At 66.2% G+C, this 21,406-nt stretch carries 17 protein-coding genes; 7 read left to right on the forward strand and 10 right to left on the reverse strand.

Annotated features, from left to right (window positions below):
- Positions 1-13: 13 nt before the first annotated feature.
- Complete coding sequence (locus QW861_RS22660; protein ID WP_315825960.1) at positions 14-904, reverse strand: alpha/beta hydrolase; 891 nt, start codon at positions 902-904, stop codon at positions 14-16.
- 110 nt (positions 905-1,014) lie between these two features.
- Between QW861_RS22660 and QW861_RS22665 the strand changes: the two genes are divergently transcribed.
- Entirely contained in the window at positions 1,015-1,608 is a 594-nt protein-coding gene (locus QW861_RS22665; RefSeq protein ID WP_315825961.1) for a GNAT family N-acetyltransferase, read from the forward strand.
- A gap of 60 nt (positions 1,609-1,668) precedes the next feature.
- On the forward strand, positions 1,669-2,301 hold the full coding sequence (locus tag QW861_RS22670; RefSeq protein WP_315825962.1) for a glutathione S-transferase family protein: 633 nt from the start codon (positions 1,669-1,671) through the stop codon (positions 2,299-2,301).
- A gap of 238 nt (positions 2,302-2,539) precedes the next feature.
- On the opposite strand, the gene QW861_RS22675 is transcribed toward QW861_RS22670, so the two are convergent.
- From QW861_RS22675 to metF, 5 genes are all read right to left on the reverse strand, one after another.
- A complete protein-coding gene (locus tag QW861_RS22675; RefSeq protein WP_315825963.1) occupies positions 2,540-3,562 on the reverse strand; it encodes an HlyD family secretion protein in 1,023 nt (340 codons plus the stop codon).
- A complete protein-coding gene (locus QW861_RS22680; protein ID WP_315713789.1) occupies positions 3,559-4,278 on the reverse strand; it encodes an ABC transporter ATP-binding protein in 720 nt (239 codons plus the stop codon). Before QW861_RS22680 ends, QW861_RS22675 begins: the two co-directional genes overlap by 4 nt.
- A complete protein-coding gene (locus QW861_RS22685) occupies positions 4,275-5,408 on the reverse strand; it encodes an ABC transporter permease (RefSeq protein WP_316167378.1) in 1,134 nt (377 codons plus the stop codon). Before QW861_RS22685 ends, QW861_RS22680 begins: the two co-directional genes overlap by 4 nt.
- Before the next feature lie 323 nt (positions 5,409-5,731).
- The gene (gene metH / locus QW861_RS22690; protein ID WP_316193498.1) at positions 5,732-9,598 is read right to left on the reverse strand and encodes a methionine synthase; all 3,867 of its coding nucleotides are present in this window, start codon (positions 9,596-9,598) and stop codon (positions 5,732-5,734) included.
- Positions 9,598-10,515 (reverse strand): methylenetetrahydrofolate reductase [NAD(P)H], encoded by a 918-nt coding sequence (metF, locus tag QW861_RS22695; RefSeq protein ID WP_315713792.1) that lies wholly within the window; start codon positions 10,513-10,515, stop codon positions 9,598-9,600. The genes metH and metF overlap by 1 nt, the downstream gene beginning before the upstream one ends.
- A 371-nt stretch (positions 10,516-10,886) precedes the next feature.
- Between metF and QW861_RS22700 the strand changes: the two genes are divergently transcribed.
- On the forward strand, positions 10,887-11,906 hold the full coding sequence (locus QW861_RS22700) for an LLM class flavin-dependent oxidoreductase (protein ID WP_315713793.1): 1,020 nt from the start codon (positions 10,887-10,889) through the stop codon (positions 11,904-11,906).
- Between the two features lie 372 nt (positions 11,907-12,278).
- Here the strand turns inward: QW861_RS22700 and QW861_RS22705 are convergent, their stop codons facing one another.
- Entirely contained in the window at positions 12,279-12,944 is a 666-nt protein-coding gene (locus tag QW861_RS22705; protein WP_316169531.1) for an SDR family oxidoreductase, read from the reverse strand.
- Between the two features lie 78 nt (positions 12,945-13,022).
- Positions 13,023-13,880, reverse strand: a complete 858-nt coding sequence (locus QW861_RS22710) for an SDR family oxidoreductase (protein WP_316172673.1) — start codon at positions 13,878-13,880, stop codon at positions 13,023-13,025.
- A gap of 101 nt (positions 13,881-13,981) precedes the next feature.
- Between QW861_RS22710 and QW861_RS22715 the strand changes: the two genes are divergently transcribed.
- The gene (locus QW861_RS22715; protein ID WP_316172754.1) at positions 13,982-14,905 is read left to right on the forward strand and encodes a LysR family transcriptional regulator; all 924 of its coding nucleotides are present in this window, start codon (positions 13,982-13,984) and stop codon (positions 14,903-14,905) included.
- Here the strand turns inward: QW861_RS22715 and QW861_RS22720 are convergent.
- Positions 14,886-15,746 (reverse strand): prephenate dehydratase, encoded by an 861-nt coding sequence (locus tag QW861_RS22720; protein ID WP_316169528.1) that lies wholly within the window; start codon positions 15,744-15,746, stop codon positions 14,886-14,888. The two genes, QW861_RS22715 and QW861_RS22720, sit on opposite strands and share 20 nt — an antisense overlap.
- 21 nt (positions 15,747-15,767) lie before the next feature.
- Positions 15,768-16,508, reverse strand: a complete 741-nt coding sequence (locus tag QW861_RS22725) for a 3-deoxy-manno-octulosonate cytidylyltransferase (protein ID WP_316172672.1) — start codon at positions 16,506-16,508, stop codon at positions 15,768-15,770.
- A 240-nt stretch (positions 16,509-16,748) separates the two neighbouring features.
- Between QW861_RS22725 and QW861_RS22730 the strand changes: the two genes are divergently transcribed.
- The 3 genes from QW861_RS22730 (at position 16,749) to QW861_RS22740 (ending at position 21,406) form a co-directional block, all read left to right on the forward strand.
- Positions 16,749-17,297 (forward strand): c-type cytochrome, encoded by a 549-nt coding sequence (locus QW861_RS22730; protein WP_315825971.1) that lies wholly within the window; start codon positions 16,749-16,751, stop codon positions 17,295-17,297.
- Positions 17,298-17,624: 327 nt separating this feature from the next.
- Entirely contained in the window at positions 17,625-19,532 is a 1,908-nt protein-coding gene (locus QW861_RS22735) for an extracellular solute-binding protein (protein WP_316172671.1), read from the forward strand.
- Positions 19,421-21,406, forward strand: coding sequence for an extracellular solute-binding protein (locus tag QW861_RS22740; RefSeq protein WP_410051201.1), 1,986 nt, complete (start codon positions 19,421-19,423; stop codon positions 21,404-21,406). The genes QW861_RS22735 and QW861_RS22740 overlap by 112 nt, the downstream gene beginning before the upstream one ends.

Consider the following 21,406-nt stretch of genomic DNA (forward strand, 5'->3'; position numbering starts at 1 on the left):
CCTCCCACAGCAGCTAAGCCAGGAACGCAGCAAGGTCGGCATTGACCTGCTTCATGTGGGTCACGAATAGCCCATGCGGGCCGCCGGGATAGACCTTCAGCTCGGCGCCCTTGATGCCCTTGGCGGTCGGCCGTGCCGTCATGTCGAGCGGCGCTGAGACGTCCTTGTCGCCGTGCAGGATCAGCACGGGACGGTCGATCTTCGCAAGCACCGGCCGCAGGTCGGTCGCGATCAGCGCGCGGTTGGTGGCGACCGCGACGGGAATGGGCATCTGGCGCATCATCGCCGCGACCCATTCCATCATCTGCGGCGAGGCGTCCTTAGTGAAGAACGGCAGCTTGTTGTCCTCGATCCATTTCGGAAAGTCGCTCTGCCACGCGGCCCAGCACTGCTCGAAATAGCCGTGGGGCGCGCCGAGCGCATTGTCCGCGGTCTGCAGCGGAAACGGCGTCGTCGGTCCGAGCATCGCGATGCGCGAGATGCGTCCCGTGCCGTGCCGCGCGACGTAGTTGAGGATCTCGTTGCAGCCCATGGACATGCCGACCAGCGCGACATCATCAAGGTCGAGCTGCGCGATGACCTCGGCGATGTCGTCGGCCAGGCGGTCGAGCTCGTAGCCGCCGCCCGGCACGTCGGAGCGTCCATGGCCGCGGCGGTCGAAGGCAATGCAGCGCAGCCCGCGCTGGCTGAGATCGGAGATCTGGTAGGTCCACATCGCGCTGGTCAGCGCCCAGGCATGTACGAACAGCACCGGCCGGCCGCTGCCCCACTCCTCGTGATAGAGCGTCACGCCGTCGCTGCAGCGGATACGGGGGCGCGCCGCGGTCGGTGCGGCGGCGAGGCTCGGTCCCGTCGCCGCGAAGCTGGCTGCTGCCGCGGTCAGCAGCACGTCTCGTCGTTGCATGGGCATGGCTCCTGATGTTGAATGCGCCGACCATGCCGGGACCGCTGTGCGGTTCCAATTACGTCCGGGGTAAGCAGGTTGCCGATCACTCTTCAATCAGGTCGTCTTGAGTGACCATTCCCGACGGATATGTCGACGTCCCGCCCGGCAAGGTCGCGGCCGTGGTGACCTCGCTGGAAATGCTGGCGCCGCCGGTGCTGCCGCCCGATCCGATCGGCGACTGGAGCATTCGCCGCGTCGCGCAGCCCGATCTCGCTTGGTACCGCGACCTCTATGCCCGCGTCGGCTGGGAGTGGCTGTGGTCACAGCGCACGCGGATGAGCGATGCGGAGCTTGCCAAGACGATTCGCGCTGACGGAGTCGAGATCTACACCTTGGCGCATGGCGGCGGTGATGAAGCTCTGCTGGAGCTCGACTTCCGCAAGAAGACCGATTGCGAGCTGGCGCTGTTCGGCGTCACGTCGAAGCTGATCGGCACCGGCGCCGGACGGCTGCTGATGAACCACGCGCTGCGCCGCGCCTGGGCGCAGCCGCTGACGCGGCTCTGGGTCCACACCTGCAGCTTCGATCATCCCCGCGCGCTCGTCTTCTACCAGCGCTCCGGCTTCCGCCCCTATCGCCGCCAGATCGAGATCGCCCCCGACCCGCGCCTCGACGGCACGCTGCCGCGCGACGTCGCAGCGCATGTGCCGCTGTTGGCCTGAACATCGGAGCTGACAACGGCGCCGAACGGCGCTTCAATGCGCCGCACAGGAGGATAACCGATGTTCCTGATCGGCCAATACGACTCGCCTTTCGTCCGCCGCACCGCGATCGCGCTCAAGCTCTACGGCGTGCCGTTCGAGCACAAGCCCTGGTCGACCTTCGGCGATGCCGACAAGATCGCGCCGTACAATCCGCTGCTGCGCGTGCCGGTGCTGGTGCTGGATGACGGCGAGGCGCTGATCGACTCGGTGGCGATCCTCGATCATCTCGACGAGACCGTCGGGCCCGAGCGCGCGATGCTGGCGCGGAGCGGCGCGCTGCGCCGCAGGCAGCTGCATACGATCGCGCTCGCGACCGGTCTCGGCGACAAGGCCGTCAGCCTGATCTACGAGCGCGTGCTGCGCAAGGACCGCCTCGCGCTGTGGGTCGCGCGCTGCGAGGCCCAGATCTCCGGCGTGCGGGCAATGCTGGAGGCCGAGCGCGCAGATGTGACGAGCGCCTATTGGTATGGCGACAACATCGGCCACGCCGACATCGCCGTCGCCTGCGTGCTGCGCTTCACACGCGAGGCGCATCCGCATCTGTTCGACGCCGCGCGCTATCCGGCGCTGGCGGCCCAGGCCGCAAGGTGCGAGGCGCTGCCGCCATTCCAGGAGATCGTCCAGCCGCTGGCCCCGCCGAGCGGGGATTGATGGAGCCCATCGAGACGCCAGACCGTGCCGCTTGCTCGGTGCTCACCCTCCCCTGGAGGGGAGGGTCGCATCACGATGAGCGAAGCGAAACGTGAGGCGGGGTGGGGTGATCTCTCCATCAGCAGCAGTGCTCGTGGCTTCACCCCACCCCGCTCGCCCGCTGCGCGGGCGAGCGACCCTCCCCCTCCAGGGGAGGGTGGGCAGCAGCGCACGAGGCGTGGGCCGAACAGCGCGCCCCTCACGGCTTGAAATACACATCCACCTTCATGCCCACCGCGAACGGGCCCGGCTCGGCGAGATCAACCAGCACTTCCACCACGTCGACGTCGGTCATGTTGCGCTGGCTGAGCGCAGCAGTGCGGCTGCTCTCGACCAGCGGGGCGATGGCGGCGACCTTGCCGGCGACGTCGCGGCCGCGGAAGGCGTCGGAGCGGACCACCGCCTGCTGGCCGACCTTGATCTTGTCGAGGTCGCGCTGGTCGAGCTCGGCGCGCACGCGCAGCGAGGACGTGTCGCCGAGCAGCACCAGCGGTGGCGTCGTCTGCGGCGAAGCGATCTCGCCGGTGTGCGCATTGACCTGCAGCACCGTGCCGTCGAGCGGCGCGCGGATGGTGAGCTTTTCCAACGTGGCGCGGGCGCCCTGCAGTTCGCTGCGGGCGACGTTGAGCTGGCCCTCGGCGCTGATCGGCAGTGGCGCATCAGCGGTGACCTTGCGCAGCTCGTCGGCCTGCTGCTCCAGCTTCGCCTGCGCGGCTGTCAATTGCGTGCGTGCGGTGTCGACATCGGCATCGGCGCCGCGCCCGGCGCGCCGCTCGGTCACGGCCTTGTCGAGCGCAGCACGCGCGTCGAACACCGCCGCCTGCGCATCGGCGAGGCCGTCTTCGGCGCGGCGCCGGGGACCCGCGCCAGACGGCGTCGACTCCTTGTTGCGCACGCGCTTGCGCATCGCGACCTGCGCCTCGGCGCTGGCGAGCTGCGCGCGAGCTTCGCCATCGCTGAGCCGCACCAGGGCCTGGCCGGCGAACACGGTCTCGTTTGGCCTGACCAGCACGTCCTGGATCAGCCCAACCACCGGCGCGCCGAGCTTGATCAGGCCGGATGCCGGCTCGACCCGGCCGGGTGCGACGGCCAGCCAGCGTTCCTCCTGGGCATTGGCGGCACGCGCTGTCGGTGGAATCGAGGTCGGCGTGACGATGATAGCCAATGCAGCCGCGGCGACGAGCCCGAGCAGGTGAGCGCGTTCTGGAATTCCCGATATCATGCGTGCGAGACTTTCTTCATGGACTCGCCGCCGCTCTCCTCGCGGACGATGCGGCCGTCCTCGATGTGAATGACGCGATTGGCAAACGGCAGGATGCGCGGATCGTGCGTCACCACCAGCACCGCGCGCGACGGATCCTTGGCGATATCGGCGAGCAGGGTCATGATCGCCTGACCGTTGGCGGTATCGAGTGCGCCGGTCGGCTCGTCGGCGAGAATGACCTGCGCCTTGCCGACGATGGCGCGGGCGATCGCGACGCGCTGCTGCTCGCCGCCCGAGAGCTGGCGCGGGAACGACCGCTTCTTCGGGCCGAGGCCGACCCGCTCGAGCACCTCGCGCGCCGCCAGTTTCGCGGCCCGCGCGCGTTCGCCGCGCACGTCGAGCGCGAGCCGCACATTGTCCTCGGCGTTCAACGTCGGAAACAGATGATAGGATTGGAAGATGAAGCCGATGCGCTCGCGGCGCAGCTTCGCCAGCGCCTCGGGATCGAGCCCCGCGACCGGCTGGTTGGCAACCCGCACGGCACCGCCATCCGGCGTCATCAGGCAGCCCAGGATCGACAACAGCGTCGTCTTGCCGCTGCCTGAGGGGCCCATCAGCAGCGCCAGCTCGCCGCCCTTCAACGACAGGCTCACGCCCTTCAGCGCCTGCACCCGGCCGGCCCCCTGGCCGAGGTGATGCACGAGATCGGTGGCCTCGAGCACGGTGTCGGTCATCGCGAGAACACCAGGGTCGGGTCAATGCGCATGACCTTGAGGATCGCCGCGATCGCCGAGCCGACGCACATCGTCAACGTCAGCACGAACAGCGCGACCGTCAGCGTCGGGGTCATGATGACCGGCAGCGCCGATTCCGCGGTCGCCGCCGCCACGATCCTGCCGATCGCCGCAGCGCCGGCGAAGCCGACGATGGCGCTGAGCAGCGCCTGCCAGATGATGACGGTGTAGATGTAGCGGCTGGACGAGCCGATCGCGCGCAGGGTCGCGAACTCGTTGATGTGATCCTTGGTGCTGGAATAGAGCGTCTGCGCCACGATCACGGTGCCGACGATGAGGCCGAGCAGGGCGCCGGCGAACAGCGCGGCACCCGCGCCGGTGCCGAACAGCCAGAACGAGCGGCTGCGGCTCGCGAACTCGGCTGCGGTCAGCACGTCGACATTGGACAGGCTGTCGCGCAGCGCCCGCTGCACGGTCCAGAGGTCGGCCTCGGCCGCCAGCCTGACCACCAGATAGGACGCCTTGTTCGAGGCGATGCCGGTATAGGCGCGGGCGCGGTCGACGTCGGTGAACACGTAAGGCGTTGTCGTGAACGAGCGGATGCCTTTGGTGACAGCCATCACCTGCACCTTCTGGTCGCGGAGCTCCGCAGCCTGGCCGGCGCCGCCGATGCCGAGCCGCTCGAAATAGGTCTGGTCGATGGCGACCGCGCCCGGCACGGACAGGTCGTCCAGCCGTCCCTCCACCACGTTCCAGGGATGCAGCCCGAGCCCGCGCAGTTCCGAGCCGACCACGAAGACCGGCGTCGTGGTGCCCTGCGGCAGCCGCCATTGCGCATAGCCGATCACCAGCGGCGTCGCCTCCGCCACGCCGGGAACAGCAAGCGCGCGGAACCGCTGCCGCTCGTCGAGCAGCGAGGGGTCCTCGAAGCATTTGGTGCCGACCGGCATGATCCACAGCTCGGCCGGGGAATGGTCGATCATGGTCGTGACCATCCGGCGGAAGCCGACATAGAGGCCCATCTGCACGGTCACCAGCACGATCGAGAAGATGATGCCGATGATGGTGGCAATGAATCGAAGCCTGTCATGGAACAGGTTTCGGGACGCAAGCCTGAACTGCAACGACATGAACGAAAAACCACCCGGAGGCCCCGGCGGCATTTCAGCCGGTTACCGGGGATAAGTCCACGCTGCATCGCATGGCGCCGGCTGTGGCGCATTGTCATTCGCGGCGGCCGTGGCGCGGGGGACACGGGCAGGGGCGTCCAAGTGCAGCGTGTGAGCCGAGCAGGGGGCGTCATAACCGCTGTCGTCCCTGCGAACGCAGGGACCCATAACCACAGGGAGATGTTGTTTTGCGCGATATCAGCCCCGCGGACGACGGGTAGATCACGCGGTATGGGTCCCCGCGTTCGCGGGGACGACAGCTGTGGATGGGGCGACCGCGCCGGCTACTTCGCGCCGACCGCCTTCTTGCGCCAGGCGAGATGAACGGCACAGGTGCAGCCCACCGGATGGCTCGCGAGCTCGGCGGGGGCGGCGTCGTTGGCCGGAGCGGGCGAAGCGACGGCGCGCGCTGCCGCGTCCGCCTGCTGGCCGCCCCTTGCCGGAATGTAGTTCAGGATCGGCGCCAGCCAGCGCTCGACTTCGGCGACGGTCATGCCCTTGCGCGCGGCGTAGTCCTCGACCTGGTCGCGCTCGATCTTGCCGACGCCGAAATAGAAGCTCTCCGGCGAGGCAAAATAGAGGCCCGACACCGACGAGCCCGGCCACATCGCAAAGCTCTCGGTCAGCCGCACGCCGGCATTCTTCTCGGCGTCGAGCAGTTCGAACAAGGTCGCCTTCTCGGTGTGGTCGGGCTGCGCCGGATAGCCGGGCGCGGGACGGATGCCGTGATACTTCTCCAGGATCAGATCGTCCGGCGAGAGCGCCTCGTCCGGAGCGTAGGCCCAGAACTCGCGGCGGACGCGGGCATGCAGGCGCTCGGCGAACGCCTCGGCGAGGCGGTCGGCCAGCGCCTTCACCAGGATCGAGGAATAGTCGTCATTGGCGTTCTTGAAGCGGTCGGCGACGGCATCCTCGCCGAGGCCTGTCGTGACGACGAAGCCGCCGACATAGTCCGGCACGCCCGAGCCCTGCGGCGCAATGAAGTCGCTGAGCGCGGTATTGAAGCGACCCTCGCGCTTCTCGAGCTGCTGGCGCAGCGTGTGCAGCGTCGCGATCTGCTTGGTGCGGCCCTCGTCGGCATAGAGCACGATGTCGTCGCCGGCCGCATTCGCCGGCCAGAAGCCGATCGCGGCGCGCGCCGTGAACCACTTCTCGTCGACGATGCGCTTCAGCATCTTCAGCGCGTCGTCATACAGCGAGCGCGCGGCCTCGCCGACCTTGGCGTCGTCGAGGATGCCAGGGAAACGGCCGGCGAGCTCCCAGGTCTGGAAGAACGGCGTCCAGTCGATATAGGGCACAAGCTCGGCGAGGTCGTAGTCGACGAACGTCTTGGTGCCGAGGAAGGTCGGCTTGACCGGCTTCGCCTTGGCGAAGTCGATCTTCGGCGCGTTGGCGCGGGCGTCCGCGAGCTTCAGCCGCTTCTTGTCGGCCTGGCCGCGCAGATGCGCAGCGGCGATCTTCTGATACTCGCTGCGAACCTCCGTGGCGTAGGTATCCTTGCGCTCCGGCGACAGCAGTGAGGAGGCGACGCCGACGGCGCGGCTGGCGTCGTTGACGTGAACGACCGGGCCATTCTGGTAGTTCGGATCGATCTTGACCGCAGTATGGACACGGCTCGTCGTCGCGCCACCGATCAGGAGCGGCACGTTGAGACCCTGGCGCTCCATCTCCGAGGCGAGATACGCCATCTCGTCGAGCGAGGGCGTGATCAGGCCGGAGAGACCGATGATGTCGGCGTTCTCGGCCTTGGCCGTGTCGATGATCCTGGCCGCGGGCACCATGACACCGAGGTCGATGACCTCGAAATTGTTGCACTGGAGCACGATGCCGACGATGTTCTTGCCGATGTCGTGGACGTCGCCCTTGACGGTGGCGAGCACGATCTTGCCGGCGTTGGAGCGCTCGTTGGCCCGGCCCTTGTTGGCAGCCTTCTCCGCCTCCATGAACGGCATCAGATAGGCCACCGCCTGCTTCATCACGCGCGCGGACTTCACGACCTGCGGCAGGAACATCTTGCCGTCGCCGAAGAGGTCGCCGACCACGTTCATGCCGGCCATCAGCGGGCCTTCGATGACGTCGAGCGGCCGCGTCGAGGCGGCGCGCGCCTCTTCGGTGTCCTGCTCGATGAACTCCGTGATCCCATGCACCAGCGCGTGGCTCAACCGCTTGTCGACCGGCCATTCGCGCCAGGCCAGATCGGCCTCCTTGGTCTGCTTGCCCTGGCCGCGGAATTTCTCGGCCAGCGCCAGCAGCCGCTCCGAGGCGCCGGGGTCGCGGTTGAGCACGACGTCTTCGCACACCTGGCGCAGCTCCGGATCGATGTCGTCATAGACGATCATCTGGCCGGCATTGACGATGCCCATGTCCATGCCCGCCTTGATGGCGTGATACAGGAACACCGAATGCATGGCTTCGCGCACCGGCTCGTTGCCGCGGAACGAGAAGGAGAGATTGGAGACGCCGCCCGAGACATGCGCATGCGGCAGGTTCTGCCGGATCCAGCGTGTCGCTTCGATGAAGTCGACGCCGTAATTGTTGTGTTCCTCAAGTCCGGTCGCGATGGCGAAGATGTTGGGATCGAAGATGATGTCCTCAGGCGGAAAGCCGATCTGCTCGACCAGGATCTTGTAGGCGCGGGCGCAGATCTCGGTCTTGCGCTTGTAGGTGTCGGCCTGGCCGGTCTCGTCGAACGCCATCACGACCACGGCGGCGCCGTGGCGACGCGCGATCTTCGCTTCGTGAATGAACTTCTCCTCGCCTTCCTTGAGCGAGATCGAGTTCACCACCGGCTTGCCCTGCACGCATTTCAGGCCGGCCTCGATGACGTGGAATTTCGAGGAGTCGACCATCACGGGAACGCGGGCGATGTCCGGCTCGGCAGCGACGAGGTTGAGGAAGGTCCGCATCGCGGCTTCCGAATCCAGCAGGCCCTCGTCCATGTTGACGTCGATGACCTGGGCGCCGTTCTCGACCTGGTCGCGCGCGACCTGCAGCGCCGCGGTGTAATCGCCGGCGGTGATCAGCTTGCGGAATTTGGCCGAGCCCGTGACGTTGGTGCGCTCGCCGACATTGACGAACGGAATGGCGGGCGTGAGTTCGAACGGCTCGAGGCCCGACAGCCGCAGCCGCGGCGCGATCTCCGGCACGGCGCGAGGCTTGTGCGGGGCGACGGCGGCGGCGATCGCCGCGATATGTTCGGGCGTGGTGCCGCAGCAGCCGCCGACGATGTTGACGAGGCCGTCCCGCGCAAATTCGCCGATCAGTCGCGCCATGTAGGCCGGCGTCTCGTCATACTGGCCGAACTCGTTGGGCAGGCCGGCATTGGGATAGGCACACACCAGCGCGTCGGCGACGCGGCCGATGTCGGCGACATGGGCGCGCAGATCCTCGGCGCCGAGCGCACAGTTGAAGCCGATGGTCAGCGGCCTGGCATGCCGCACCGAATTCCAGAACGCCTCCGGCATCTGGCCCGAGAGCAGGCGGCCGGACTTGTCGGTGATGGTGCCCGAGATCATCACGGGCACGTCGATGCCGCGCTCCTCGCAGAGCTCGGCGATGGCGTACAGCGCCGCCTTGGCATTGAGCGTGTCGAAGATGGTCTCGAGCAGCAGGATGTCGGCGCCGCCGTCCAGGAGCCCGCGCGCCTGCTCGCCATAGGCGAGCCGGAGGTCGTCGAAGGTCACGGCGCGGTAGCCGGGGTTGGAGACGTCGGGCGAGATCGAGGCGGTGCGGTTGGTCGGGCCCATTGCGCCGGCGACGAAGCGCTGTTTGCCGTCCTCGGCCGTAACGCGGGTCGCGGCATTGCGGGCGAGCCGGGCGCCCTCGCGGTTCAGCTCGTAGATGATGTCGGAGAGGTCGTAATCGGCCTGCGCGATCGAGGTTGCCGAGAAGGTGTTGGTGGCGACGATGTCGGCCCCGGCGCGCAGATATTGCGCGTGGATGTCCTCGATGGCGTCGGGCTGCGTCAGGATCAGCAGGTCGTTGTTGCCGCGGAGGTCGCGATGGAAGTCCTTGAACCGCTCGCTGCGGAAGGCGGCCTCGTCGAGCTGCAGCGCCTGGATCATCGTGCCCATGGCGCCGTCGAGGATCAGGATGCGCTTGGCTGCAGCGGCAAGGAAGGCGGTACGCGCTGGAGATACAGGGGTGGACATCAGGCGGCAGCCTTGTTGGCGGACTTCGGACGGATGCCGAGCAGATGGCTGATCGCGAACACGAGGTCGGCGCGGTTCATGGTGTAGAAATGGAAGGTGTCGACGCCATGCTTGGCGAGCTTTTGCACCTGGCCTGCGGCGACGGTCGCCGCGACCAGCTTGCGGGTCTCGGGATCGTCGTCGAGACCGTCGAATTTTTCGGCCAGCCAGTCCGGCACCGTCGTGCCGGCGCGCGTCACGAAGCCACGCGCCTGCTTGAAATTGTGCATCGGCATGATGCCGGGCACGATCGGGATCGTGATGCCGCGGGCGCGGACACGGTCGAGGTAGCGGAAGTAGAGATCGTTGTCGAAGAACACCTGGGTGATGGCGCGGGTGGCGCCGGCGTCGACCTTGGCCTCGAGCATGTCGATGTCGGCGTCGAAGTCGCGGCTCTCGGGGTGCTTCTCCGGATAGGCCGAGACCGAGACCTCGATGTCGGGATGGCGCTTCTTGATGCCGGCGATCAGCTCGGGCGAGCTCTGATAGCCCTCGGCATGGGTGTAGTAGGGCGTGCCGATGCCGCCGGGCGGATCGCCGCGAAGCGCCACGATGTGGCGGACGCCGACCTCGTGATAGCGGTCGACGACCTCGTCGATCTCGTGGCGCGAAGCGCCGACGCAGGTGAGATGCGCCGCCGGCAGCAGCGCGGTCTCCTTCAGGATGCGCGCGATCGTGGCGTGGGTGCGCTCGCGGGTCGAGCCGCCCGCGCCGTAGGTCACCGAGACGAAGCTCGGCTCCAGAGGGGCGAGGCGCTCGATCGAGGCCCACAGCGTCCGGTCCATCTCCTCGGTCTTCGGCGGGAAGAACTCGAACGAGATCTTCGGCCGGATGATTGCGGAGTGGCCGTCGGCGATGGCGGTGGCGAGGTCGGTCATGGCAGCGCAGGTTCCCGGTGGCGCGTAAATTTCAACTCAAGAGGGGATCGCTCTTTGGATGTGGGAAGATAAGGGAAGTGCGTCGCAATAGACAGCCCACCCTAAATGGGATTTAGCCCACTTGTATGTATTTTGATGACTTTTGTCCGCTATCATCGATCATGTGATGGGCAGATAAAATGTTGATGTTTCAATGTGTGTTGGCTGTGGGTGAACGGATTTGATCGAGATCGAGTGTGGGATGTTTCGAGGGCGACGTTGTATACAATGTCCGCGTCCCAACTCGGGATGATGTCGATCCCTGCATTTCCAGCAGGGCTCCGCCGCGGTTGGCCCATTGTGGCACGCCGCGCAGTCATTAGGTTGAAGCCATGATCCCGCTTTCAGTGCTCGACCTCTCCGTCACGACCACCGCCACGCCTGCCTCGGCGGCACTGCGCAACAGCATCGATCTGGCCCGCCATGTCGATCAGCTCGGCTACGTCCGCTATTGGCTGGCTGAGCACCACAGCCTGCCGTCGGTGGCGAGCCCGTCGCCCGACATCATGATTGGGCAGATCGCGGCAGCGACGCAGCACATCCGCGTCGGCTCCGGCGGCGTCATGCTGCCCAACCATGCGCCGCTGGTGGTCGCGGAGCGCTTCAAGATGCTGGAGGCACTGTTTCCCGGCCGGATCGATCTCGGCCTGGGCCGCGCGCCGGGCACCGACGGCACCACGGCCTATGCGCTGCGCAGCCGGCTCGACCGCCGCGAGGGCGACGACTTCCTGGAGCGGCTGCATGAGCTGATGCTGTGGGAGACCCGCGAGTTCCCTGCCGGTCATCCTTACAACAACGTCATCGCCATGCCCGACGACGCGCCATTGCCGCCGATCTGGCTGCTCGGCTCCAGCGACTATTCCAGCGAGCTGTCGGCGCAGCTCGGCATGGGGTTCGGCTTCGCACATCATTTCGCCAGCCACGACGCCGTCGACGCGATGCGAACCTACCGCGCCCATTTCACGCCGTCGCGCTGGCGGACACAGCCGCATGCGATCCTGGCGGTCGCGGTGGTGACGGCCGAGACCGACGCCGAGGCGGAGCGGCTGGCGTCGTCGATGGACCTCAACCGCCTCAGGCGCGACCGCGGCCAGTTCCTGCCGCTGCCGAGCCCCGAGGAGGCCGCGGCGTACATGTATACAGACGCCGACCGCGCCTCGATCGCACGCAACCGGTCGCGGCTGTTCGTGGGCAGCCCGGCGACGGTGCGAGCCAAGCTCGATCCGATGATCGCGGCAAGCCAGGCCGACGAGCTGATGGTGATCACGGCGACCTTCGACCACGACGCCCGCAAGCGCTCCTACAGCCTGCTTGCCGACGCCTTCGGCCTGGAGCGGAAGGCGGCGGCGTAGTCCCGCACGAGCCCAGCAGCCGATGAGTTCTGGATCGTGCAGCATCAAGATTCAGCTCTCCCCGACGGGGCTAGCGTGAGCACGCATCTCGAAGTCGGATCCAGTCACTTCAAGGCACGGACGGTGGGCTCCCTCGCCCCGCTTGCGGGGAGAGGGGGGCTCTCCGCGAGCACCGCATTCGCGGAGAGCCCCCCTCACCCGGATTGCATCTTTCGATGCAATCCGACCTCTCCCCGCAAGCGGGGCGAGGTAAAATCCCGTCGCCGCGAAGATGTGTGCTCGAACTAGCCCCCACTTGGACGAACGGAGTTCGTGCAGAGAGTTGAGGCGAACAATGGCGTGATCGGGACTTCGAAGCGCGCCGTGCCGGTCTCACCACGTGATTAGCGGCGAACGACGCAGGAAGCTGTCGTCGCTCACCTGGTCCACCGCGAAGCGCGCGACATCGGCCCGCGCGATCGTGCCGCCGTGAAAACCTGTGAGGTCCGTCAGCGCGCGGACCGTCTGGCCGCCCGGCTTGTCGTTGAGCATGGCGGGACGGACGATGACCCAGTCGAGCCCGCTATCGCGGATGATCGCCTCCTGCCGGTTCTTGTCGGCATAGACGTTGCGCAGCAGCAGCGGCAGGATCAGCCGGTCGTAGACGAAGCCGCCATGTCCCCGGCTGTCGCCTGCGCCGATCCCGGTGATGGCGACAAGGCGCGCAACATTCTCGGCCTCCATCGCCTTGACGAGCGCCCGCGTCGATGTCGAGAGCGTGGTGACCTCGCGAAACGGGCTGAGCGAGGTGCCCAAGGAACTGATGACGACATCCTGTCCCTTGAGCGCCTTGCGAAGCGTGGCTTCGTCGCGCGCATCGCCGACGATCAGTTGCGCGCCTTGCAGGTCCCCGGCCTTGTCGGGCGAGCGCACCAGCGCGGTGACGTGATGGCCGCGCGCCAGCGCGTCGCGCACGATCAGCCGTCCGGTGCCGCCGGTGGCGCCAAGCACGAGGATGTTAGACTTGGGTGTGGTGACATTGCTATCTTGACTGGTCATGATGATCTCCATGGAGGGGGCGCATTCGCGGAAGCGCGCCGCGCAATTTGGTTTCGGGGGATGATGAGCGGCTCGGCTTCAGGCCGTGGCCGAGATCTCGGCGACAAAGTCGCGGTACGAGCGCCGCGGCCGGCCCAGCAGCGTGGTGAGGCGCGCGACGTCGCCCTCGCCCGGCACCATGCCGTCGGTCAGGAAGCGCTCGGCCATCAGTCGCATGTCGAACGCCATCCAGCTCGGCATGACCTGCCGGAGGTTGGTCTCGAACTGCGCGGTGTTGTCGCCGCCATAGGCGATCGTGCGGCCCAGCACGTCAGACCAGATCGCAGCGGCATCAGCGTCGGTCAGCGTGTCCGGACCGACCAGGTTGATGCGATCGAGCGGCAGCGGCACGGCTGACTGCTCGCGGCGGATCAGCTCGATCGCTGCGATCTCGCCGATGTCGCTGACGTCGATCATCGCGAGGCCCTTGGCTCCGATCGGCATCGGGTAGACGCCGTAGTCGAGCACGACGTCCTTGATCGCGAGATCGTTGTTCATGAAGTAGGCGGGGCGCAAGATGGTGGCGTTCAGGCCCATCCGCTCGACGGCGAACTTGCCGGCGAAGTGCGGCACGTTGACGTAGACGTTGCCGTGGATCACCGACAGATAGACGATGCGCTCGATGCCGGCCTCGCGGACCAGATTGAGCGCGATCAGCGCCTGAGTGAATTCATCAGGCGTGACGGCGTTGAGCAGGAACAGGGTCGAGACGCCCGAGAACGCGCCGCGCAGCGAATCGACGTCGAGCAGGTCGCCTTGGGCGATCTGAACGCCCGCCGGAAGCTTGGCCTTCCCAGGATCGCGGACGAGGGCGCGGACATCGGCCCCGCGCCTGACGAGTTGTTCGACGACGCGACGGCCGACGGTTCCAGTGGCACCGGTCACGAGGATGGTCATGGGATCACTCCGGGGTTGGTGTTGAGACACCCGGAAGATATCGATCCAAACGCGAGCCAATAGGCGCTATATTTGGACATGTCGTCTCATTGATGGAACAGATGGATCTGCTCGCGCTCGCCGATTTCACGCTCGTCGCCCGCCACGGCGGCTTCGGCCGGGCCGCCCGCGCCAGCGGTCGTCCGAAGGCAACGCTGTCCCGCCGCGTCGCGGAGCTCGAAGCGAGCCTGGACATCAGGCTGATCGAGCGCGGCGGGCGCACACTGAGGCTGACCGAGGAAGGGCGGGCGCTGTTCGAGCGCACGGGCGCGCTGCTGACCGAGCTCGACGAGACCGTCGGTGCGATAGCCTCAGGCGGCGATCAGCCGCGCGGCCGGTTGCGGATCAGCGCGCCGCTGCTGTTCTCGCAGACCGCGATGGGTAAGCTCGCCGCTACGTTCGCGCTCAGATATCCGGAGGTCCGGCTCGAGGTGACGACCGACGACCGCGCCGTCGACATGGTCGAGGAGGGCTATGACCTAGTGATCCGGGTCAATCCCGATCCCGATGAGAGCCTCGTCGGCCGCATCTTCCTGCGCGATCGGCTGGTGGTCGTGGCCAGCCCAAGCCTGACGCGGCCGGCGGACGGCGCGCTCGTTCCTGCGGTTGTTCGTAGCACCGAGCAGATCGCAGCGTGGGACGTCATGGCTGCAACGGGATCGTCGCGCATCGCGATCGATCCGATCCTGCGGTTGTCATCGCTGATCATGGTGCGCGATGCGGTCCGTGCCGGCGTCGGTGCCGCATGCCTGCCGCTCTCGCTCGTCAGCCACGATCTGGCGGCTGGCCGGCTGGCGCATTGGGGCGATTTGGACGCGCCAGCGGTTGCGCTGTGGGCGCTGTATCCGTCGCGGCGGCTGTTGAGCGCGCGCGTCTCCGCCTTTCTCGACCATCTGAAGCAGGCATTCCCGGTGGGAACGCCGGCCGAGCTGGCGGCCTATGTGGAGCCGCGGGATGACGGTCCGATCATTCCATCCGCTCGCTGAAGGTCGCGCGGAACGGATGCGCCGGATAGACGCCGACGATGCGCAGTTCGCGCGAGAAGAACTTCAATTCCTCCAGGGCGAAGGCCAGCCCCTTGTCGTCGGGATGGCCGTCGACGTCGGCGTAGAACTGCGTCGCGAAGAAATTGCCGTCGACCATGTAGCTCTCGAGCTTGGTCATGTTGACGCCGTTGGTCGCGAATCCGCCGAGCGCCTTGTACAGCGCAGCCGGCAGGTTGCGGACGCGGAACACGAAGCTCGTGACCAACGGCCCGGAGTTCTGCTCGGCCCATTGCTCCTGGCGCGCCAGCACGACGAAGCGGGTGGTGTTGTGGGCCTCGTCCTCGATGTCCTCGGCGAGGATGTCGAGGCCGTAGATCTCGGCGGCGAGGCGCGAGGCGATCGCCGCGACGCTCCTGTCGCCGCGCTGGGAGACGTCCCGGGCGCTGCCCGCGGTGTCACCGGCGACGATCGGCCGGACGCCGAGCTGGCGGATGATGCGGCGGCACTGGCCGAGCGCATGGACGTGGCTCTCGACCGTCTTGATGTCGGCGAGCCTGGTGCCCTTCAGCGCCATCAGCTGGTGGCGGACCGGCAGGAACCACTCGCCAATGATGTAGAGGCCGGAGGCCGGCAGCAGGTGATGGATGTCGGCGACGCGGCCGGCGACCGAATTCTCGATCGGGATCATGCCCAGGTCAGCCTCGCCGGAGGAGATCGCGCTCAGCGCGTCCTCGAAGGTCGCGCACGGCATGGCCTCGGCGGTCGGATAGGCCTCGGAAATGGCGATGTGGGAATTGGCTCCCGGCTCGCCCTGGAATGCGATTTTCAAGATCTTGCTCATGAGGGGCCTTGTAGCAGCAGCTTAGGACTTGGACAGCAGCCGGCGTGCGGTTTCGAGGTCGGCGGGGGTGTCGACGCCGCGGGGCACGGCGTCGACGACCATCACGTCGATGCGCATGCCGGCTTCCAGCGCCCGCAGCTGTTCCAGCTTTTCCTGTTGCTCCAGCGGCGACGGCGGCAGGCTGACGAAGCGCTCCAGCGCCGCCCGGCGGTAGGCGTAAAGCCCGATGTGATGGTACCTCGGTCCGTCGCCATACGGCGCCGTGGCCCGGGTGAAATACAACGCGCGCATGCGCCGGCCGCCGAGAGGCGAGCCGACCGCCTTGACGACGTTCGGATTGAGGCTCTCCTCCTCGGTATGGATCTGCGCGGCAAGGGTCGCGATGTCGACGGCGGGATCGTCCAGCGGCGGCAGCACGTCGCTGATGTTCTGCGGGTCGATGGTCGGGAAATCGCCCTGCAGATTGACCACGATCTCGGCCTCGCGCGCAGGGTCGAGCTTGCACATGGCCTCGTAGATGCGGTCCGACCCGGAGGGATGATTGGGCTTGGTCATCACCACCTCGCCACCCGCCGCCGTCACGGCGTTCGCGATCTCCAGCGTGTCGGTTGCCACGGCCACGCGGCCGATCGCGGCCTCCTGCGCGCGCCGGAGCACCTGCACGATCATCGGCTGGCCGGCGATGTCGAGCAGCGGCTTGCCGGGCAGGCGGGTCGAGGCCATGCGGGCAGGGATCAGCACGAGGATTTTGGACTTGGTCATCCGGGAAACGGCAGGTCGGAGCCGGTCGCAACAGCGCGGGCCGGACTGGATGGGGACAGCAGGGGCGGCCCGCTTATACGGGTTGCCAGAGCACGGGCAAACCGATATCTCACTTCTGCCGCAGGGGGAGGCGCGACGGCTCGATTCCGCTCGATGCCTTGACGAATCCTGGGGCGATTCACGGTCGCGGCCCCGCGGCCTTCCAAGCAATGAAATCCGCCCTCGGAGCCTGATTCCAAAATGGACTCCTTCGAACTGAACAAAATCCTCGGCGCCGTTCTGGCCGCCTGTCTGGTCGTGCTGGTCACGAGCTTCTCCGCTGGCGCGATCTTCGCGCCGAAAATGCCGGAGAAACCGGGGTTCGAGATCGCCGTGAAGGAGGCCCAGGGCGCAGGCAAGGAAGCCGCTGCGCCGGCCGCGGCCGAGCCGATCGAGAAGCTGCTGCAAACCGCCTCGGTTGAGAAGGGCGCTGCCGCCGCCAAGAAATGCGCGGCCTGCCACACCTTCGACAAGGGCGGCAAGAATGCCGTCGGCCCCAACCTCTACGGCATCGTCGGCGACAAGATCGGCGAAGGCCGCGGCTTCAACTTCTCGGCCGCGATGAAGGCCAAGGGCGGCACCTGGACGATCGAGGATCTCAACCACTTCATCGCCAATCCGAAGGGCTACATCCCGGGCACCGCGATGGGCTTTGCCGGCATCCAGAAGGACTCGGAGCGCGCCGACGTGCTGGCCTACCTGAACTCGCTGTCGGACAATCCGGCGCCGCTGCCGACCGCAGCCAAGTGATCGGCTGCTAACCCCCCAATTTCCGACGGCCGGGCCTCAAGCCCGGCCGTTTTGCTTTGCGGGACGAAATTCGCCGCATTTGGGACCTTTGGTCGCATCCACCTCGTTCACAACCCGGTATCATGAGGAAAAAGCAAGGTTATTGGTCGAAACCTTGCCGTATATTGGTCCCCTGAATGGAACGGGTTCGCGGGGCCGGAGCACCCTGGCTGAGGCCGGCGAAACCTGCCCTTGCGAATTGGGTTACGATCGAACGTTGGATCTGGGAGCAGCAGCGGCCACGGCCGACCACCTGCTTCAAGCGGTCTTATTCAGAGGAAGTCTCATTTGACGATTACCCGACGACAGCTCCTGCAGAGCAGCGTCTTCGCTGCGATGACCCCGGCGCTCGGCACCGCCGCCAGCCTTGCCCCGCTCGACGCCGCGCAGGCGCAGGCCGGCGAAGATCCAGCCTGGCGGCATGCTCTGTCGCTGTTTGGGGATGTCAAATATCCGGTGAACTTTAAGCTTTATGACTACGTCAATCCGGACGCCCCAAAGGGCGGCACCGTAAGGTTGGCGCCGGCCGGAACATTCGACAACTTCAATCCTGTCGTTTCGGGCGTCAAAGGTTCGCTCGGGGTCGGCACGGCCTACATCTACGAGACCTTGATGGCGCGTTCTCTCGACGAGGCGGCCACGGAGTATGGACTGCTGGCCGAGGCGGCGCAGTACCCCAGCGACTACTCCTGGGTCATTTACCGTCTGCGGGCGGATGCCAAATGGCACGACGGGAGGCCGGTCACGCCAGCCGACGTGATCTTTTCGCTACAATCCTTCAAGACACACCATCCACGCTATAGCGCCTACTACAAGCATGTCGTGGGAGCAGAGGCCGTTGGCGAGCGTGACGTAAAGTTCACTTTCGATGCACCGGGCAATCGCGAACTGCCGCAGATTGTCGGTGAACTGATGGTGCTGCCAAAACATTGGTGGGAAGGGTCAAACAGCAACGGGCAGAAGCGTGATATCTCCGCAACCACTTTGGAGCCGCCGCTCGGATCCGGGCCTTACCGGATTAAGGAGTTCGTCGCCGGACGTACGATCGTTCTGCAGCGCGTGAATGATTGCTGGGCTCGCAACCTCAACGTCAATGTCGGTCGTTATAATTTCGATGAGCTGCGCTTCGACTACGTGCGCGACAGCCTAGTGGCACTGGAGGCGTTCAAGGGCGATCAATGCGATTGGCGGACCGAGAGCTCGGCGAAGAACTGGGCGACGGCCTATGACTTTCCGGCTGTCAAGGACAAGCGTGTGGTGCTGGAGGAGTTTCCCAATCGCAGCTCCGGCGTGATGCAGGCGTTTGTACCGAATACCCGCCGGAGTCAGTTCACGGACCCTCGTGTCCGGCGGGCGCTCAATTTCGCTTTCGACTTCGAGGAGATGAACAAGCAACTCTTCTACGGCGCCTACAAGAGGATATCGAGTTACTTCGACGGAACGGAGCTCGCATCCTCTGGGCTTCCGCAAGGGCGCGAGCTTGAGATTCTGGAGATGGTCCGCAGCGACGTGCCTGCGGAGGTTTTCACGACGGAATACAGCAATCCGGTGGGCGGCAGCCCGGAGGCCGTTCGGCGTAACCTTCTGGAGGCCCTGCGCCTCCTGAAGGATGCGGGATATGAGGTTCGCGAGCGAAAGCTCGTGAACGCGAAGACGGGGCAACCCATGAGCATCGAGTTGCTCACGTTGACCGATGATCCGGCGTATGAACGCGTCGCGCTGTTCTACAAGCCTTCGCTCGAGCGTCTTGGCTTCTCGGTTTCCGTTCGCGCCGTCGATGCCATCCAATATGAAAATCGCCTGCGCAATCGCGACTTTGACATGCTCGCGCTCCACTCGTGGGGCGAGTCCCTCTCGCCCGGCAACGAGCAGCGTGAATATTGGGGATCTCAGGCGGCCGACGCCAGCGGGTCTGAAAATTACATTGGCATCAAGAATCCAGCGATCGACAAGCTGATCGAACAGGTCATCTTCGCCAAGAGCCGTGATGACCTCATCGCTTCCACGCGCGCGCTCGATCGAGTGCTGCTGTGGAATCACTATGTCGTGCCGCAATGGAATTACCCGAAACTGCGGGCGGCACGATGGGACCGATTTGGTCGCCCGGATCAACTGCCCAAGTTCGGCCTATCGGGGTTTCCCGACATCTGGTGGTGGGACGCTGCGAAGGCGGCCAAGACGGGTGGACGCTCTTGAGCACCCATCGCGATCTGTCCCGTCGCAGCGTGCTCGGGCTCGGCCTGGGCGCGTTGAGCGTTCCCCTTCTGAAGCCGGTTTTGGCGGCGGAGTTCGGTGCCGAGTCGCACGGCATGTCGGCCTTCGGCGACTTGAAGTACCCGGCCGACTTCCGCCATTTCGACTACGTCAATCCGGACGCGCCGAAGGGCGGGCTGTTCTCGCTGATCCCCTCGGTGCGCGCCTATAACCAGTCCTATCAGACCTTCAATTCGTTCAATGCCTACGTCCTGAAAGGTGAGGGCGCGCAGGGCATGGACATGACGTTCGCGACCCTGATGGTGCGCGCGAGCGACGAGCCGGACGCGGTGTACGGGCTGGTCGCGAAATCCGTGGCGATCTCCGCGGACAAGCTGGCCTACCGCTTCACCTTGCGGCCCGAGGCGCGCTTCCATGACGGCAGCAGGATCACCGCGCAAGACGTCGCCTTCTCGCTGAACACGCTGAAGGAGAAGGGCCATCCACTGATCGTTGTTCAGCTGCGCGACTTCGTGAAGGCCGAGGCGATCGACGATGCGACCGTCGTGGTGAGCTTCGTCGAGAAGCGCGCGCGCGACGTGCCGCTCTATGTCGTGACCCTGCCGATCTTCTCCAAGGCCTGGTACGCCAACCGCGCGTTCGACGAGGGTCCGCTCGACGTGCCGCTCGGCTCGGGGCCGTACAAGGTCGGCAAATACGAGATCAACCGCTACGTCGAGTTCGAGCGTGTCAAGGACTGGTGGGCGGCCGACCTGCCGGTCAGCCGCGGCATGTATAATTTCGACATCGTGCGCTACGAGTTCTATCGTGACCGCGACGTCGCCTTCGAGGGCTTCACGGCCAAGAGCTATCTGTTCCGCGAGGAGTTCACCGCCCGCATCTGGGCCACGCGCTACGACTTCCCGGCGATCAAGGACGGCCGCGTCAAGCGCGAGCTCTTGCCGGACGAGACGCCGTCCGGCGGGCAGGGCTGGTTCATCAACACCCGCCGCGACAAGTTCAAGGATCCCCGCGTCCGCCAGGCGTTGACCTACGCGTTCGACTTCGAGTGGACCAACAAGACCATCATGTACGGCGCCTATGCGCGCACGGTGTCGCCGTTCCAGAACTCGGACATGGTCGCGGTCGGGCCGCCCTCGCCCGAGGAGCTGAAGCTGCTCGAGCCGTTCCGCGGCCAGGTGCCCGACGATGTGTTCGGCGAGCCGTTCGTGCCGCCGGTCTCGGACGGCTCCGGCCAGGATCGCGCGCTGCTGCGCAAGGCGACGCAACTGCTGCAGCAGGCCGGCCTGCCGGTCAAGGACGGCAAGCGGCTGCTGCCGTCCGGCGAGGTGTTCGCGATCGAGTTCCTGATCGACGAGGTCTCGTTCAAGCCGCACCACGGCACGCTGATCAAGAACCTGCAGACGCTCGGCATCGACGCCGAGTTGCGGATCGTCGACGCCGTGCAATATCGCGCGCGGGTCGAGGATTTCGATTTCGACATCGCCATTCAGCGGATGTCGATGTCGCCGACCCCCGGCGACGGCCTCCGGGCTTACTTCACCTCGGACACGGCAAAGACCAAGGGCTCCTACAATCTCGCCGGGATCAGCAATCCCGCGCTCGACGCGCTGGTCGCCAAGGCCATCGCCGCGGAGACGCGCAGCGAGCTGACCTTGGCCTGCCGGGCGCTCGACCGCGTGTTCCGCGCCGGCCACTACTGGATACCGCAATGGTATCGCCAGACCCACCCGATTGCCTATTGGGATCAGTTCGACCATCCGCCGAAGCCGCCGAAATACGCCTCGGGCGTCGGCGCTCCCGACATCTGGTGGTACGATGCCGCCAAGGCCGCAAAGTTGGAGCAGGCGAAGTAG

Origin of the sequence: Bradyrhizobium sp. SZCCHNRI1029 (assembly GCF_032487555.1) — a bacterium.
Classification (GTDB): Bacteria; Pseudomonadota; Alphaproteobacteria; order Rhizobiales; family Xanthobacteraceae; genus Bradyrhizobium.